Source organism: Dyadobacter endophyticus, from assembly GCF_014641595.1.
Lineage (GTDB): Bacteria > Bacteroidota > Bacteroidia > Cytophagales > Spirosomataceae > Dyadobacter > Dyadobacter endophyticus.
Window position 1 is genome coordinate 1 of the sequence record NZ_BMIA01000010.1, and the last position, 14,978, is coordinate 14,978.

12 protein-coding genes and 1 tRNA gene are annotated in these 14,978 nt (G+C 48.8%); 7 read left to right on the plus strand and 6 right to left on the minus strand.

The genetic code is table 11. The features are described 5' to 3' along the window. Positions 1–592: hypothetical protein (locus tag IEY24_RS32160; protein WP_229223379.1), on the minus strand; the 592-nt coding region annotated here is incomplete at its 3' end. A 527-nt stretch (positions 593–1,119) separates the two neighbouring features. Between IEY24_RS32160 and IEY24_RS32165 the strand changes: the two genes are divergently transcribed. Both IEY24_RS32165 and IEY24_RS32170 read left to right on the plus strand, forming a co-directional pair. Continuing rightward, on the plus strand, positions 1,120–1,605 hold the full coding sequence (locus IEY24_RS32165) for a DUF6265 family protein (protein WP_229223380.1): 486 nt from the start codon (positions 1,120–1,122) through the stop codon (positions 1,603–1,605). A 15-nt stretch (positions 1,606–1,620) separates the two neighbouring features. Next, the gene (locus tag IEY24_RS32170) at positions 1,621–2,139 is read left to right on the plus strand and encodes a DinB family protein (RefSeq protein ID WP_188939408.1); all 519 of its coding nucleotides are present in this window, start codon (positions 1,621–1,623) and stop codon (positions 2,137–2,139) included. Here the strand turns inward: IEY24_RS32170 and IEY24_RS32175 are convergent. Together IEY24_RS32175 and IEY24_RS32180 are read right to left on the minus strand one after the other, a co-directional pair. Beyond that, the gene (locus IEY24_RS32175; protein WP_188939409.1) at positions 2,136–4,151 is read right to left on the minus strand and encodes a thioredoxin domain-containing protein; all 2,016 of its coding nucleotides are present in this window, start codon (positions 4,149–4,151) and stop codon (positions 2,136–2,138) included. The genes IEY24_RS32170 and IEY24_RS32175 overlap by 4 nt on opposite strands. A 17-nt stretch (positions 4,152–4,168) precedes the next feature. Then, a complete protein-coding gene (locus IEY24_RS32180) occupies positions 4,169–5,800 on the minus strand; it encodes a T9SS type A sorting domain-containing protein (protein ID WP_188939410.1) in 1,632 nt (543 codons plus the stop codon). A 169-nt stretch (positions 5,801–5,969) separates the two neighbouring features. Between IEY24_RS32180 and IEY24_RS32185 the strand changes: the two genes are divergently transcribed. From IEY24_RS32185 to IEY24_RS32200, 4 genes are all read left to right on the plus strand, one after another. Continuing rightward, positions 5,970–6,425, plus strand: coding sequence for a hypothetical protein (locus tag IEY24_RS32185; protein ID WP_188939411.1), 456 nt, complete (start codon positions 5,970–5,972; stop codon positions 6,423–6,425). A gap of 81 nt (positions 6,426–6,506) precedes the next feature. After that, positions 6,507–7,820 (plus strand): MFS transporter, encoded by a 1,314-nt coding sequence (locus IEY24_RS32190; RefSeq protein ID WP_188939412.1) that lies wholly within the window; start codon positions 6,507–6,509, stop codon positions 7,818–7,820. A 34-nt stretch (positions 7,821–7,854) separates the two neighbouring features. Then, positions 7,855–7,929: transfer RNA gene (locus IEY24_RS32195), tRNA-Val, on the plus strand. Positions 7,930–8,123: 194 nt separating this feature from the next. Then, positions 8,124–8,699 carry an HD domain-containing protein gene (locus IEY24_RS32200; RefSeq protein ID WP_188939413.1) on the plus strand — a complete coding sequence of 192 codons (576 nt, stop codon included), beginning with the start codon at positions 8,124–8,126 and terminating at the stop codon, positions 8,697–8,699. Between the two features lie 72 nt (positions 8,700–8,771). On the opposite strand, the gene infB is transcribed toward IEY24_RS32200, so the two are convergent. The 3 genes from infB to rimP all read right to left on the minus strand — a co-directional run bounded on the left by infB (position 8,772) and on the right by rimP (position 13,720). Then, positions 8,772–11,837 carry a translation initiation factor IF-2 gene (gene infB / locus IEY24_RS32205; RefSeq protein WP_188939414.1) on the minus strand — a complete coding sequence of 1,022 codons (3,066 nt, stop codon included), beginning with the start codon at positions 11,835–11,837 and terminating at the stop codon, positions 8,772–8,774. A 70-nt stretch (positions 11,838–11,907) separates the two neighbouring features. Continuing rightward, on the minus strand, positions 11,908–13,149 hold the full coding sequence (nusA, locus tag IEY24_RS32210) for a transcription termination factor NusA (RefSeq protein WP_188939415.1): 1,242 nt from the start codon (positions 13,147–13,149) through the stop codon (positions 11,908–11,910). An 88-nt stretch (positions 13,150–13,237) separates the two neighbouring features. Then, positions 13,238–13,720 (minus strand): ribosome maturation factor RimP, encoded by a 483-nt coding sequence (gene rimP / locus IEY24_RS32215; protein WP_188939416.1) that lies wholly within the window; start codon positions 13,718–13,720, stop codon positions 13,238–13,240. 167 nt (positions 13,721–13,887) lie between these two features. On the opposite strand from rimP, the gene IEY24_RS32220 reads away from it, so the two are divergent. Beyond that, the gene (locus tag IEY24_RS32220; protein ID WP_188939417.1) at positions 13,888–14,973 is read left to right on the plus strand and encodes an endonuclease/exonuclease/phosphatase family protein; all 1,086 of its coding nucleotides are present in this window, start codon (positions 13,888–13,890) and stop codon (positions 14,971–14,973) included. The last annotated feature ends 5 nt before the right edge of the window (positions 14,974–14,978 follow it).

Genomic DNA, 14,978 nt, shown 5'->3' on the forward strand with positions numbered 1-14,978 from the left:
CCTTATCTAATCCGTGCAGTGGAATGTAAGTGCCCCACCAGCATATGGTCAGCTTGTTTGTGGTCCCGTTCGCAAAAGGATTTACCGCTTTTCGGCGACTGTCCACACAAAGCGGCACAATGCTGTATTGGATATCCGACAGTTTTACATCCAGCAAGCGCGTATAATATTCCGCTTCGGACTCATTGAGGAAAATAGTGCGGTCGGACGAGATAATGGCGTTTTGATCGAGCTTGAAATGTGCTGCTGCCTCGGGACTTTCTTGGGCGATCGTTTTGCGGTCGGTCACATAGGTGTCGTAAAAGGAGATGTAAAAATCCGTGATCACCTGCTTTTTGAAGAACTTCGCCAGCTTGTATTTATAGGGGTATTGATGGCGGGTCGCGGGGATGATGACGATGTCGGCCTTCCAAACGACCGTCAGCTCGATGATCATTCGCTGGATTTTGTTCCACAAGGAAGGGCGGTCCCAGAGTAATCCGGGGTTGAGGTAAAACAGATTTACCTCTGAAATGTCAAAAAGGGATCTGATCAGGTTTTGTGTTCTGTAACTGCCAGCCACAACTCCGTAGATCACTACGTTAACCTTCATATTTTCGGGGTTAGCCATCAGCCGCTGCACGGGGCAGGTGGGTCTGGCGTAATAAAATTCATAGTCGGCGGCTTTTCCGGCAGAAAGTCTGTCGGGAAACGGCGCGAACCATGCATTAAAATTTTTTCAATGCTAATAGGAGTCCTGGATCAATAAAAACTAAAAGACCGTTGTGGTTCAGTTTTAATGATTTGTAATATTTGTCGGGCGGAGGTTATATTGATAGAATGCCCAAAAATAGCGAAAGGAAGTTAATAAACCAGTCGAATAGCAGTAATTACAATTGCATCAACGGCAATTTGACGTAATTTGCCAAAGGCTGGATCTCCTTCGCCGGCCGGCTTGCTACTCATATTTCAGGCGTCGGTAAACCAGGGAACAACTCAATTGTTAGCCGCCAATTTATTGTCGATTAAACGTATGGAAGGCAAGGTATTGTTGATGGCTGCAAAGGCAGGTTACGACCAAAATTTGCTATCTTGACACTACGATCATTCCCTTGTGAATATATGCGAACCTATCCGTCTTTGCTTGAAGTTGTTAAGGGCAAACAGTGGGTGCTCTTGCTTGTGCTGTGCGGTTTTTCTCAGGAAAGCACATTTACACAAAGCGATTTTGAAAAGCTGCGCCCGATCGTGGGCAGCTGGCTAAACAAACGAGCCAGGGGCGACATTTATGAAACCTGGGCCCGCAGGAGCGAAAAGGAGTTTGCCGGCATGAGCTATACGCTTGCCGGTGCCGACACTACGCCGCTTGAAAAGGTCAGCCTCTACATAAGCGGCACCCAGATTGTGTACGCGCCGGTGGCCGCCGGGCAGAATCAGGAGAAGGAGGTTTTATTTAAACTAAAAACCATTGAAGGCGGCCGGTTCGTATTTGAAAACCTCAACCACGATTTCCCCAAACGGATTGTCTACGATTTCAGATCGAATGACTCGCTGTATGCGCACATTGAAGGGCAAGTGGGCTCCCGCCAGCGAAGAGTCGATTATCCTTACCGCAGAATACATTAAACTATTTATAACACCATGAAAAGATCAGAGATCGTTCCAATGCCCCCGTTTTTTGACAGATACATTAACCTTGTAGAAGATATCGACCTATTTGACGGATTCGCAAAATACACCCCTGAATATGTATTTGCTGAAACTGAAAAGCTAGACGCGCTTGGCGAGCGGGTTTATGCAGAAGGGAAGTGGACGGTCAAAGACATTTTGCAGCACGTGATCGATAACGAGCGGATCATGTCCTACCGGGCGCTACGCTTTTCGAGAAACGACAAGACGCAGCTTCCGGGTTATGATGAGGCTATCCTGGCTGCGAATACTGTTGCGGGCGGCCGCACGATCAGCGATTTGTTGCAGGAGTTCTCCGAGCTTCGCCAGAGCACGATAACCTTGTTTAGAAACATGGACAAAACCATGCTGACGCGCATGGGTAATGCAAACCAGACGGAGATATCGGCGCTAGCACTTGGTTTTGTGATCCTGGGGCATCCATTGCATCACATGAAGGTGATCCGTGACCGTTACTTTCCGCTGCTTTAAGTGCCTGCCAGCTGATCGAGTGCTTCTTCTACCTTGGTTACCGGCAATTGACAGGTTTTGTCGAAGCAGACATAAATCGCTGTTTTAGCATTGATCTCAGTCCGGTTCAGCAGGAGCGGTAGGGTGGAGGAAGTGCTCGTTCCTATGACAATCTTGTTGGGGATGAAAAAGCGGTCGAAGTCCTTGCGCACCGCGTCCGCGTCGGCTCCTACAATTGCAATTTCGGCGGTAGGGACAGCCCGCTGGCAGTATAATGCGGCCCAGTTGGTGACCCATTGCACATCTGCAAGCAGCAACTTGGTCATCTTGGAAAGCATATTGTCTGCTATTTCCAGGTAATCCTCGCGGTCGAGGATCTTGCCCAATACGTAAAGATTATGGGCCATCATGGAATTAGAGGCCGGGATTACATTATCGAAAAGCTCCTTTTTGCGGGCAATGAGCGTTTCCCCGTAGGAATCGGTAAAGTGGAAGAAACCTTCGGACTGGTCAAAGAAATTGCTTATCGTGTAATCGGCCAGCTCCTGGGCTTTTTGCAGCCAATTTTCTTCAAATGTGACCTGATAAAGCCCCAGGTAACCGTCTATCACCGCGGCATAATCTTCCAGAAAACCCGTCACGGTGGCTAGACCATTTTTATAACTGTGGTTCAACTTGTTACCCGTCGTCATTTTTCCGGCAATGAAATGAGCTGTTGCAACGGCCAGATCGCGGATAGCCTCGTGGCCCAATGCGCGGTAGGAATCCGTTAAGCCTTTGATCAGCAGACCATTCCAGGAAGCCAGGATCTTGTCATCCAGTCCCGGCCGAATCTTGGAGCGACGGCTTTCTGCAAGTTTGTTTAATGCGCTTTCATATAGCGCCGAAAAATTCTCGGTGTGAATGCCGGCTGTTTTGGCGGCATATTCAACGGGCTCTGTCAAATGCAGGTGGTTATAGCCGTGCTCCCAGTTTCCCTGCCTGGAAATTTTATAGAGTTTTGAAAACCAATTAAAATCCTCCCCCAATGCAGCTTTGAGCTCCTGCTCAGTCCAGATGTAGAATTTACCTTCGATACCCTCGCTATCGGCGTCCAGAGCGGAGAAAAATCCACCGTCCGGGCTGCGCATCTCGCCGGCCAGCCATTGAACGGTCTGCTGGATACGGTCTGCGTAAAGTGGATTTTGAGTTAAGGAATAAGCCTCGGCGTAAATGCTCAGCAACTGCCCGTTGTCATAGAGCATTTTCTCGAAATGCGGGATAAACCAGTCCTCGTCCACCGAATACCGGGCCCAACCGCCGCTGACGTGATCGTAAATGCCGCCGAGCGCAATGCGGTTCAGTGAAAGTTCAACCTGCGCCAATGCTTCCGGATTCTGGCTGATATCGAAATAGCGCATCAAAAACTTGTAAATGGAAGGCATCATGAATTTAGGCGCGCGGTCCATGCCGCCTTTCACCGTATCGAAATGCCGCTGGATCTGCTCGAACATCAAATCCGCATCAGAGCGGTTGAACTGGACGGTCGCATTGACCAACCCGTATTTCTGGCTTTCGGAGGCGACCATGTTTTCTACAAAACCTTCCGCAGAGCTTGCCAGCTCGTCGTAATGGTTGGTAAATGCCTGGTTAATGCTTTTCAAAAGCTGCACCCAGTTTTGGGCCGGCAGGTAGGTAACCCCGTAAAAAGGTTTGCTGTCAGGCAGCAGGAACACATTCAGCGGCCAGCCCCCGCGTACGCCCATTGCTTGCACAGCGTCCATGTATACGGCATCGACATCGGGGCGCTCCTCGCGATCGACCTTGATGCAGACGAAATACTGATTCATGACCTGGGCGATCTGCTCTTTTTCGAAGCATTCGCGCTCCATTACGTGGCACCAGTGGCAGGCCGAGTAGCCGATACTGACCAGAATAGGCTTGTTTTCGTTTTTGGCTTTGGATAATGCTTCCTCGCCCCAGGGATACCAATCCACGGGATTATGGGCGTGTTGAAGCAAATACGGACTGGTTTGTTGACTGAGTCGGTTCATAACAATGCAGGCAGCGGCTATTGCTGGATCACTACCTTTTTAATGACAGTTCTTTTATCGGTGGTAAAGCGGGCAAAATACATGCCAGCCGATAGTTTCGGAAGCGGAACCGTTGTCTTGGTTTCACCGGCGAATGCTTTCAGTTTTTGTTGCAGGAATATCTGTCCTTTACTGTTGGTCAATGCAAAATCTACCAGAGTTACCCCATTCACACCCGCCAGCGAAAAATTGAGCTCCTGCGCTGCCGGGTTTGGAAATACATTTACCCTATCGAGCGAGGATTCCACGCCATTGACCGAGTCGTTCAGATCGAACTTGCAGAGGAAAACTTCCTTTCCTTTGAGTGTGATGTTACGTGCCCAGTTCTGATAGGAAACCGTGATGGAAGTGGTTGCATTATCGGCCGCATAGGGGTTCTGGGCGGCGATCAGAATGTTACCTCCTTTTACGATGCCTCTCCAAACCGGGTTTTGCTGCTCCATATTGTCCCGGGCGGACATGGGGATCACCAGTTGGTAATTTCCTTCCAGCATATCCTTGAACTGCGATAATCGGTAGAGACCGTAGATGAAATGTTCATAGGGTCCGTAGTTTTCCTGCCTGTCGGCCGACAAAAATGGGTTTTCCCAAAGCCATAGACCTTTTGCGCCGGCAAAGAATGGGAAGATCGCCGTGGCCTCGGCCATAAAATCGGTGATCAGCGGTATGTTTTTGTCGTAGCTGTCGTGCACGCGCAGCCACACGAACGGAATGATCGGTTTGTCGCTCCAAGCCGCGTTCACTTCGATGCTGAACAGCAGGTAGGAGAGGTAATCTTTGCCGATGGGATGGTCGTAGCCGTAATAGTAGTATGGCGAGGGCGAGAGAAAATCCATGGCATTGTAGAAGCTACCCCCGATTTTGCCCGCATTGTCCTGCACAAGATAGTGTGTGCGTGCGAGGTTGGTGGTCCAGTCCTGCCAGCTGTTGGTGGTGATATTGAGCCAGGTATTGCGGATGGGCACATCGCTGTAACTGGTCAATGCGGCTTTTACCCCTTTCAGGCGAAGGCGGTTGGCCGCCTCGGTGTACCACCAGCGTATATCTCTTTTGTAGGTTGCCAAGAAATCGGCATCGGAAAGGTTCCGGTAATTTTGCGGGATCTGTGTGTTGGATTTCAATGCAAGAATGTCGCGGTCCTCACGCTGCATGCGCTCGATGTCCAGGCAGACGATGTCCAGATTGGTAACCGTGCTCGCATAAGCATCCCAATAGCTCCGGTAGGCGGCGGTATCGTTACCCCACGGGCTCCTGAGGGCATTGTCGGCCCACGGCTGGTTGCCGCTCGATGTTGCCACGCCGTACCAAAGTGCGGCGAGCTGGCTCGGTTGCAATGAACCGGGTTCAGACCCGCTGAATGCGGCAAGGTGATTGAACCCATGTTTTAATGGCTGGGACTGGGTGTCGCCGAAGCGCGGACCGCTATAAATGATCTTGAATGGAAGCGAGAATTCCGGGAATTTGCTCCATTCGATACTATTGTTGGTAGTGACCGGGTTTAGCACATAACCGGGCTGGCAATTTTGGCTGCGAGCGGTTAATGCGGTGAGCAGTATACTCAGAAATGTGCTGAAAAAAGCCTTTAAATAGATGTTTGTATAGTGAGTCATAAGAATTGACCAGACTAATTCGTTACTTTTGCAATGCCGCCAATTTCATTTTTCCGGGGCGCGTAGCGTGGCAGGTGTAATCCACCAGACGAAATTCCCGACCCGTAAGAGAGAAACTACCCGGCCACAGCGCGATAGAAATTGCCTTGAAACGTAAAATACAATCAACATGAAACGACTACTTCTTTTTGTTCCAGTCCTGTTTTTATCGCTTTTGGTGATTAGCTGCAAGGACAAAGATAAGAATGAAACGCCTGAGCCGACGGCCAAGAATAAAATACTGGTTAATTATCCCTGGCGGATGTCATCTGTGACGGATTTGTCGGGAAAAACCATTCCGGACAACCAACTGGGTACTGACACAAAATACATTCTGAAAATGGATATTCAATTTCAGCAAAATGCAACAGTGAAGGCGTTGGATCAAATTTCAAGCCAGGTAATCAATGGTGGGACCTGGTCTTTGATCAACGAAGAAAAGGCACTGGATATCAAGATCATTGGCTTCTCGGGGGAATTCGGACTGGAAGAACTGACCAACAGCAGAATGAAACTGAAAAGTAAAATGCCCGTTGGTGGCGTAGAGCAGGAGGCGATCATGGTATTTCAGCCTGTGATCAAGTAGCTGGTGGTGTGATATACAATTTATGGGGAAAAGCGGCGGATAAAATCTGCCGCTTTTCTTATTTTGTACAAATTTTTTTGAATGAAAAAGAACATCCCCTCCATCATCAACGCGTGGTGCATGTACGACTGGGCCAACTCGGTGCACGCGTTAGTGATCGTTTCCAGCATCTTCCCCGTCTATTTCAGCGCGACTGCATTAAGTGCTTCCGGTACGCCGGAGGTTAATTTTTTCGGGATGCAGATCAAAAGCTCTGTTCTTTTTTCCTACACGGTTTCCGTCTCGTTCCTGATCACCGCGCTGCTGATTCCCATTTGCACTGCGATCGCCGATTTTACCGGTAAGAAGAAGCGGTTCATGCAGTTTTTCTGCTATACCGGGGCTGTGAGCTGTATGCTGCTGTATTTTTTTACGAAGGAAACGCTGATTTCCGGAGTGTTCCTTTTTGGTCTGAGCTTGATCGGTTGGAGCGGAAGCATTGTCTTCTACGATTCCTATTTGCCGGAAATTGCCACAGAAGACCGCTTTGACAAATACAGCGCGCGTGGTTTTTCACTGGGCTATCTGGGCAGTGTAGTGTTGCTTCTTTTTAATTTAAGCATGATTTTGGCGCCGCAGTTTTATGGCATTACCCAAAAATCGCTTCCTGCGCGGATATCGTTTTTTACGGTGGGATTGTGGTGGGTACTGTTTGCCCAAATTCCGTTTTACTACCTGCCATCGGGCAACGCCGATCGGCAAAAGAGTGGCAACTGGATATTTCACGGCTTTAAGGAGTTAAGAAAGGTGTATGGACGCCTGCGTGAGCAGCCTTACCTGGCAAAGTTTCTGAGTGCATTTTTCATCTATACGATGGGCCTGCGCACGGTCATGTATGTGGCGACGATATTTGGCGCCACAGAGCTGAAACTGCCCTCGCAGAGCCTGATCATCACCGTGCTGTTAATTCAGCTCGTCGGGATTGCCGGCTCGTATACTTTCGCCTGGCTCTCGGGCAAAATCGGCAATATCTATGCATTGATGATAGGCGTAACTATCTGGATCGGCATCTGTACGGGCGCTTACTATACCACCGAGGCCATGGAGTTTTATGTGATCGCCTGCACGGTAGGTATGGTGATGGGCGGTATCCAGTCTCTTTCCAGGTCGACTTATTCCAAACTTATTCCTGAGAATGTCACAGATACCGCCTCGTATTTCAGCTTTTATGATGTGACCGAAAAGCTTGCGATCGTGATTGGTACCTTTATTTATGGCACTGTTGAGCAGCTTACCGGCAGCATGCGCAATAGTATCCTTGCATTACTCATCATTTTCGTGCTCGGACTGGTGCTGCTCTACCGGATTCCTTCCCGGAAAGTTTACCACTTCGAATTGGATCGTAACAAAAATTGACATAATATCGCGGTCGAATCATCGCACAGAAAGCAGGATGTTAGCTCAGCTGGTTCAGAGCGCCGCCTTGACAGGGCGGAGGTCAGCGGTTCGAACCCGCTACGTCCTACAATTGAAGGCTTGTATATCGCTGATATGCAAGCCTTTCTTGTTTTTGCTCGTCAGTCAGAGGCCAGAGCCTGGTCGGCGGTTCAAAAATAGGCCTCTGACTTTTGCATAATAATTTCAATAAGCAGGGTTTTATTATTACTTTAAAAAGATAAAGCGAAGTATTAGTCTAAAAATCTGGATTGCGTTAAAATTATGTTGGAATTGACCGAGCGTCAATGGGCGCTGTTTGATTATGTGAAGCAAATGCATGGGGAGCAGAAACGTAAATATACCGGTGCGCCTTACTACACCCATTTACTCAGTGTTGCCGACCGCGTGGACAGGTATGCAAGGAATGGTTATGAAACAGAAATCGCGCTCTGTCACGATTTGATTGAGGATACCGAGTGTTCGCTGGCTGATCTTTCCTACAAACTGATGAGCCTTGGTTATAGTGTTGAAGAGGATGTTGTCATCCTTGCGGGGGTAGACGACCTTACAGACAAGTACACCAGCGAGAAATACCCTTCCCTGAACAGGGCGCAGCGCAAAGAGCTGGAAGGTGCGCGGATTGTGAGCTCCCGGCCGGTCGCTCAGACGGTTAAGTATGCCGATATTATCGATAATATGCTCTCGCTTGCCGAGCACGACCCGGGTTTTGCCCGCGTGTATGCACGTGAGGTGGATGGTTACCTTTGGCAGATCAATATGGGCAACAAAGAGCTTTATGCGGCTTGCTGCCAGCTTTTGACAGAGGTGAAAGCCAGACTTCGCCTGGACCAAAATTAAGGTAGCTCTGATTAGAACATAAAAAAGCCTGCCTCATTGGATGGGGCAGGCTTTCATTGTATTTATAGCTTATTAAAGCGTCCGTTTCACTTCGCGCAGCTCGAAACTTTCGATGATGTCGCCGATTTCAATGTCGTTGTAGTTTTTAACACTCAAACCACATTCGTAACCGTTTCTTACTTCCTGAACATCGTCTTTGTAACGTTTCAGCGAATCGATTTCACCTGTATAAAGTACGATACCGTCGCGGACAACGCGGATCTTATTGTTGCGTTTCACATAACCATCCGTCACATAGCAACCTGCAATGGTACCAATGCGGCTGATCTTGAAGACTTCGCGGATTTCGATGTTTCCGGTAATGATCTCTTCGATGGTCGGTGCCAACATACCAGTCATCGCATCTTTGATCTCTTCGATCGCCTGGTAAATTACCGAGTAATGGCGGATTTCGATCTGATCCTGTTCGGCCATTTTCTTCGCATTCGAAGAAGGACGAACCTGGAATCCAACGATGATCGCATCGGAAGCAATCGCAAGGTTGACATCGGATTCAGAAATCTGACCTACCGCCTTGTGAATGATATTTACCTGAACTTCCGAAGTCGAAAGTTGCAGCAATGAATCCGAGAGCGCTTCTACCGAACCATCCACGTCACCTTTTACGATCAGGTTCAGCTCGCGGAAGGTACCAATCGCTTTACGACGACCGATCTCTTCAAGGGTAATGTGCTTGCGTGTCCGGATCGATTGTTCGCGCTGGATCTGCTCACGCTTGGTAGCGATATCACGTGCATCACGCTCGTTTTCGAATACGTTGAAACGATCACCCGCCTGTGGCGCGCCATTAAGGCCCAGCAGCTGTACAGGTGTGGAAGGGCCCGCTGTTTTGAGCTTCTTGCCAAGGTAGTCGGTCATCGCTTTTACTTTACCGAAATGCGCGCCGGCCAGTACCACATCACCGACTTTCAATGTACCGGTCTGAACCAGGATGGTTGTCACATAGCCACGTCCTTTATCAAGGGAGGCTTCTACAACCGTTCCTAATGCACGACGGTCCGGATTTGCTTTCAATTCGAGCAGCTCGGCTTCGAGCAATACTTTTTCGAGCAGCTCGTCGATACCCAGACCCGATTTGGAAGAGATTTCCTGGGTTTGGTATTTACCACCCCATTCTTCCACGAGAAGATTCATATTAGCCAGCTCTTCACGGATCTTTTCGGTGTTCGCACCGGCCTTATCTACTTTACTGAATGCAAATACGATCGGTACACCGGCAACCTGTGCGTGGTTGATCGCCTCGCGTGTCTGCGGCATGACGCTGTCGTCCGCTGCGATCACGATGATTACCACGTCGGTTACCTTCGCTCCACGGGCACGCATCGCAGTAAATGCTTCGTGACCCGGTGTATCAAGGAATGTTACCTGCTTACCGGTTTTGGTTTTTACGCTATATGCACCAATGTGCTGGGTAATACCCCCAGCTTCACCACTGGCTACGTTTTCCTGACGGATGTAGTCAAGAAGCGATGTTTTACCGTGGTCAACATGACCCATGATTGTAACGATGGGCGCTCTTTCTTTCAGGCTTGCCTCGTCATCAACTTCTTCCTGCACATCGTTCTGCACCTCTTCTTCCGCAGAAATAAAGGCTACTTCAAACCCAAATTCATCGGCAATGAAGGTAATCGCTTCTGCATCCAGGCGCTGGTTGATCGAAACGAACATACCCATGCTCATGCAAACCGAGATTACCTCCTGAACTGTCACGTCCATCAGGGACGCCAGGTCATTGGCAGATACGAACTCGGTTACGCGCAATACTTTTGTTTCCTCGTCTCCGAAGCCGTTTGGATCGTTCTGATCTCCACGGTCGCGGCGGCGGTTGCCTTTTCCTCTGGCCATACCTTTGGTGTTACCACCACCCATACGGGCCATTGTTGCCTTGATGTTGTCAGAAACTTCCTTATCGGAAACCTCTTCACGCCGTCCACCTCGACGGTTATTGTTGCTGTTGTTGCCTGCCCGGTTGCCCTGGCCTGGTTGCGCTGGACGGGCTGGTCCGCCTGCTTGCGTGTTGCCACCCTGGGTGGTATTTCCAGGCGTATTTGGACGGGCGCGGTTTGTGTCAGTTCCTGTGGTGGTATTTGGAGTTGCACCAGCATTTGGCGTTGCACCTGCGTCGGCTGGCCGGTTTTCCCCGGGAGCCGCTGCTCCGTCACGAATTCTTTTTCTTTTTCTTCGGCGTTTTTTGTCAGCGGAAGTGTCGCTGGATGCCACCGGATCTTTCTTTTTATTGGAAGGTAGTTCGATCTTTCCGACTACTCTTAGTCCTCTGAGTTGTTCCCCGCGGGCCTCGATCAGCTCGGATTCGCCCGATGGCTGCTCTTCGGTCGTGCTGCTGGGTTCTGCCGGGGCAGGAGCGGCTTTTTCTGCAACTGGCGCAGTTTCTTTTGCTTCAACCGGTGCGGGTTTGCTTTCCGCTGGTTCAACCGGACGAGGCTCTTCTTTGACTGGCGCCTCGGCTACCGGAGCCGCCGGTGCGGGAGGAGTTTCTTTCACAGGAGCTTCCACCGGAGTTTCTTTAACAGGTTCAGGCTGAATTGCTACCGGTTTGATTTCTTCTTTCTCTACTGGCGCTGGTGCCTCTTTCGGCGTTTCAGCCACAACCTCTTTTGGAGCTTCCGTTTTAGGTTGCTCCTCAGGCGCAGGCTGTTGAACTACCGGACGTTTTGCTTCCAGGTCGATCTTACCAACTACTTTAATACCAGGTAGTTTATTTTCAAAAGCAGGTTGAGGCTCACTGGTCGAAGGGTTTTCTTCTACAACAGGTTTTTCGTCGGCTTTCGGTGTATTTCGGAAATAAAGAATTCCTTCAACGTCGCTTTTCACCTTCTCTTCCTTAACCTCAACCGGCGCTTCCACAACAGGAGCAACCGGCTTTTGCGTCAGGGATGATCTCAGCTCATTCGATTTGAAGTCCTTCGCAAGAAACTCGATTTGATCGGCATTAATTTTGGTATTTGGATTACTTTCCACCTTATACCCCTTGGCAGACAGATGATCCACGATCGTAGTAATACCCACGTTGAGGATCCGTGCCACTTGGCTAAGGCGCATCATTTTATCTTCTGCCATATTAGCAATTTAGTAGAATAAGGTTTTGCACTGATTGTGGGGCTGCTTTGCGCAGCTCCACGAGTTAATATTATTCAAATTCTTTCCGCAGGATATCGAGCACTTCCTCGACAGTCGCTTCTTCAAGGTCGGTCCTTCTTACCAGCTCCTCCTTGCTAAGAGCCAATACGCTTTTCGCTGTATCAAGACCGATTTTGTGCAGTTCATCGATGATCCATTCGTCGATCTCATCGGAGAATTCGGTCAGGTCGACATCTTCATCGTTTTGTTCTTCGATATCGCGGAACACATCAATTTCCATTCCCACCAGTTTACCAGCCAGCTTGATATTCTGTCCGCCTTTACCGATAGCCAGTGATACCTGGTCTGGTTTAAGGAAAACCGATACCCGCTTGGCCTCGCGATCGATTTGCATCGAGCTTACTTTCGCAGGGCTCAGTGCGCGGCTGATCAACAATTCAAGGTTGTCAGTGTAGTTGATAACGTCGATGTTCTCGTTACCCAGTTCACGGACAATGGAATGGATACGTGAGCCTTTCATACCTACGCATGCACCCACCGGGTCGATCCTGTCGTCGTATGATTCAACGGCAACTTTGGCACGTTCCCCTGGTTCACGAACAACTTTACGGACCGAAATGATTCCATCATAAATTTCGGGAATCTCCACTTCGAAGAGTCTTTCCAGAAACACCGGCGATGTTCTCGAAAGCGTAATCTTGGGTGAGCCATTGTTCATCTCCACTTTATGGATCACCGATTTAACGGATTCGCCCTTGCGGAAACGGTCTTTGGAGATCTGCTCGGTCCGAGGCAGCGAAAGTTCGTTGCCTTCCGAATCGACGATGATCACCTCATGTCTTAAAGTCTGGTAGACTTCCCCGGTGATCATTTCACCTACCTGATCCTTGTATTTCTCATACATGATCTCTTTTTCCATATCCTTGATCTTCTGGATCAGGGTCTGGCGGGCGGTTTGCACCAGGCGGCGACCGAATTCAACCAGTTTTACTTCCTCGGCAACTTCTTCGCCTACCTCAAAGTCATTCTGGATTTTTCGTGCTTCGGCCAGTGGTATTTTGTTATATTCCCAGATATCCTCCGAGTTGTCGTCGACGATTTCACGTGTGCGCCACATTTCGAGGTCACCGCTTTCAGGGTTGATAATTACATCAAAATTATCGTCGGTGCCATATTTCTTGCGAATCATTGTACGAAATACCTCTTCTAAAACACTGATCATCGTTGGACGATCGATGTTCTTAGAGCTTGCGAACTCCGCGAATGATTCAATTAATATTCCGCTATCCATTGCTATGTTAAAGAATATTTGCTGATACTAAGTTATACATATTATATAATTGATCACAACCGGAAAACGCGAATCCGGGCTTGTGAGTCTATTTAAATGAGATTTCGATCATCGCCTTGGATACCTGATCCAGGCTGATCGTCCGTACCAGCGACGCCTCGTCTACCGGTGTTTTCGGCTTTTTCTTGGGGGCGGGCAGCTGAATGGTAATGCTTTCGTCACTGGCCTCCGTCAGGGTTCCTTGCAGGACTTCACCGCTTTTCAAGGTGATCTTGAGATTCCGGCCCACATTTTTCCTGTATTGACGGGGCAGCAGCAACGGCTGATCCAGGCCAGGGGAAGAAACTTCAAGGGTGTAAGCGTCTGTGAAAACTTCCAGCTCTTCAAGCTGCTTGGCGAGCCTGCGGCTGATTGAGGTGCATTGCTGAATGGTAATGCCCTCGTCGCTGTCGACAAGGATGGTTACTTTCTGACTTGCCTTGGAAGGTTTGAAAACGATGTCAATCAGAAAACAGTCACCATCTTCCAGAAGCGGGGCCAGCAAAACTTCTAAATGTTCCTTTACGGTCATGTATAAGCTATACAAATAAAAAAGGGGATTTTAGACCCCCTCAATCAATCGATCAAAATAGAATAGGATGCAAATATAAAATTTTTTTATCATTTCTACAAACATTCGCAGATGTCTTCCAAATCCATATCCGTTGCCTATTTTTGTAAAAATGCTATTCTGAATCAATGAAGGGGATCAAGAAGTTACTGTGGTTTTTGTATCAATGCTTTGTTTGTTATACCCTGCTGATTTACACGCTGATACTGTGGGTGCCGTCGGGGGGCTGGATGGCAGGGTTTATGATGATGTCCTTCCCGTTGGTGGTGCTCATTCATTTGATCTCAGTGCCGGTATGGTTTGTAGTGGAAAGAAAAAAGGCCATTCTGCCGCTAGTTATGTTTGCCGCTGCGGGTCTGTTTCTTTCCAGGACCTATGCGTTCAATGGTTCCAAGGATGCGGCTACCGATGCTGGCGATAGACAGAAATTCACTGTTATGAGCTATAACGTCCACGTATTTCAGCGGCTTTTGGAATATTGGAAGGGCGATGGACTGAAAGAGATTGCAGGTATGAAGGCGTGGATAGGGGATAGCGGAGCCGATGTGCTTTGCATGCCTGAGTATTACGATGAAGACGAAACGGTTTTTGATACAAGAAACCATCTGCGCAAGAAAGGCTACCGGCATTCCATTTACTTTCACCGCCGGAAATCCGGCAAGTCGTACTGGGGGCTGGCAATTTTTTCTAAATATCCCATTGTGGCCTCGCGCGACACGATTTTTGCAGCGCAGAACGGGATGATCCAGGCAGACATAAAAATCGGGCGTGATACAGTGCGGGTTATCGGCCTGCATTTATATTCGATGACGCTGGGCCTTAGCAAACTGGTGCGGCAAAAAGAAATGGAGGGAATTGAATCCGAGGGACGCATTACCCTGAGGAAAATGAAAAACGGCTTCCAGCAAAGGACAGAAGAATACACCCTTTTACAGGAATGGGTCGATACATCGCCCCATCCGGTGCTGGTATGCGGCGATTTTAACGAAGTCCCTTACAGTTATATCTATGGGAAGCTGCGGAAATCACTCAGAAACAGCTTTGAAGAGAAAGGGCAGGGGTTTGGCTTTACTTTTAACCACCTGCCGTATTTTATCAGGATCGATCATCAGTTTTACGACGACAAGCGGCTCTTACTGCATGACTTCACCACATATTCGAAAGTAAAATATTCGGATCACTACCCGATTATGGGTACTTACTCCTTCAAATAAAAACA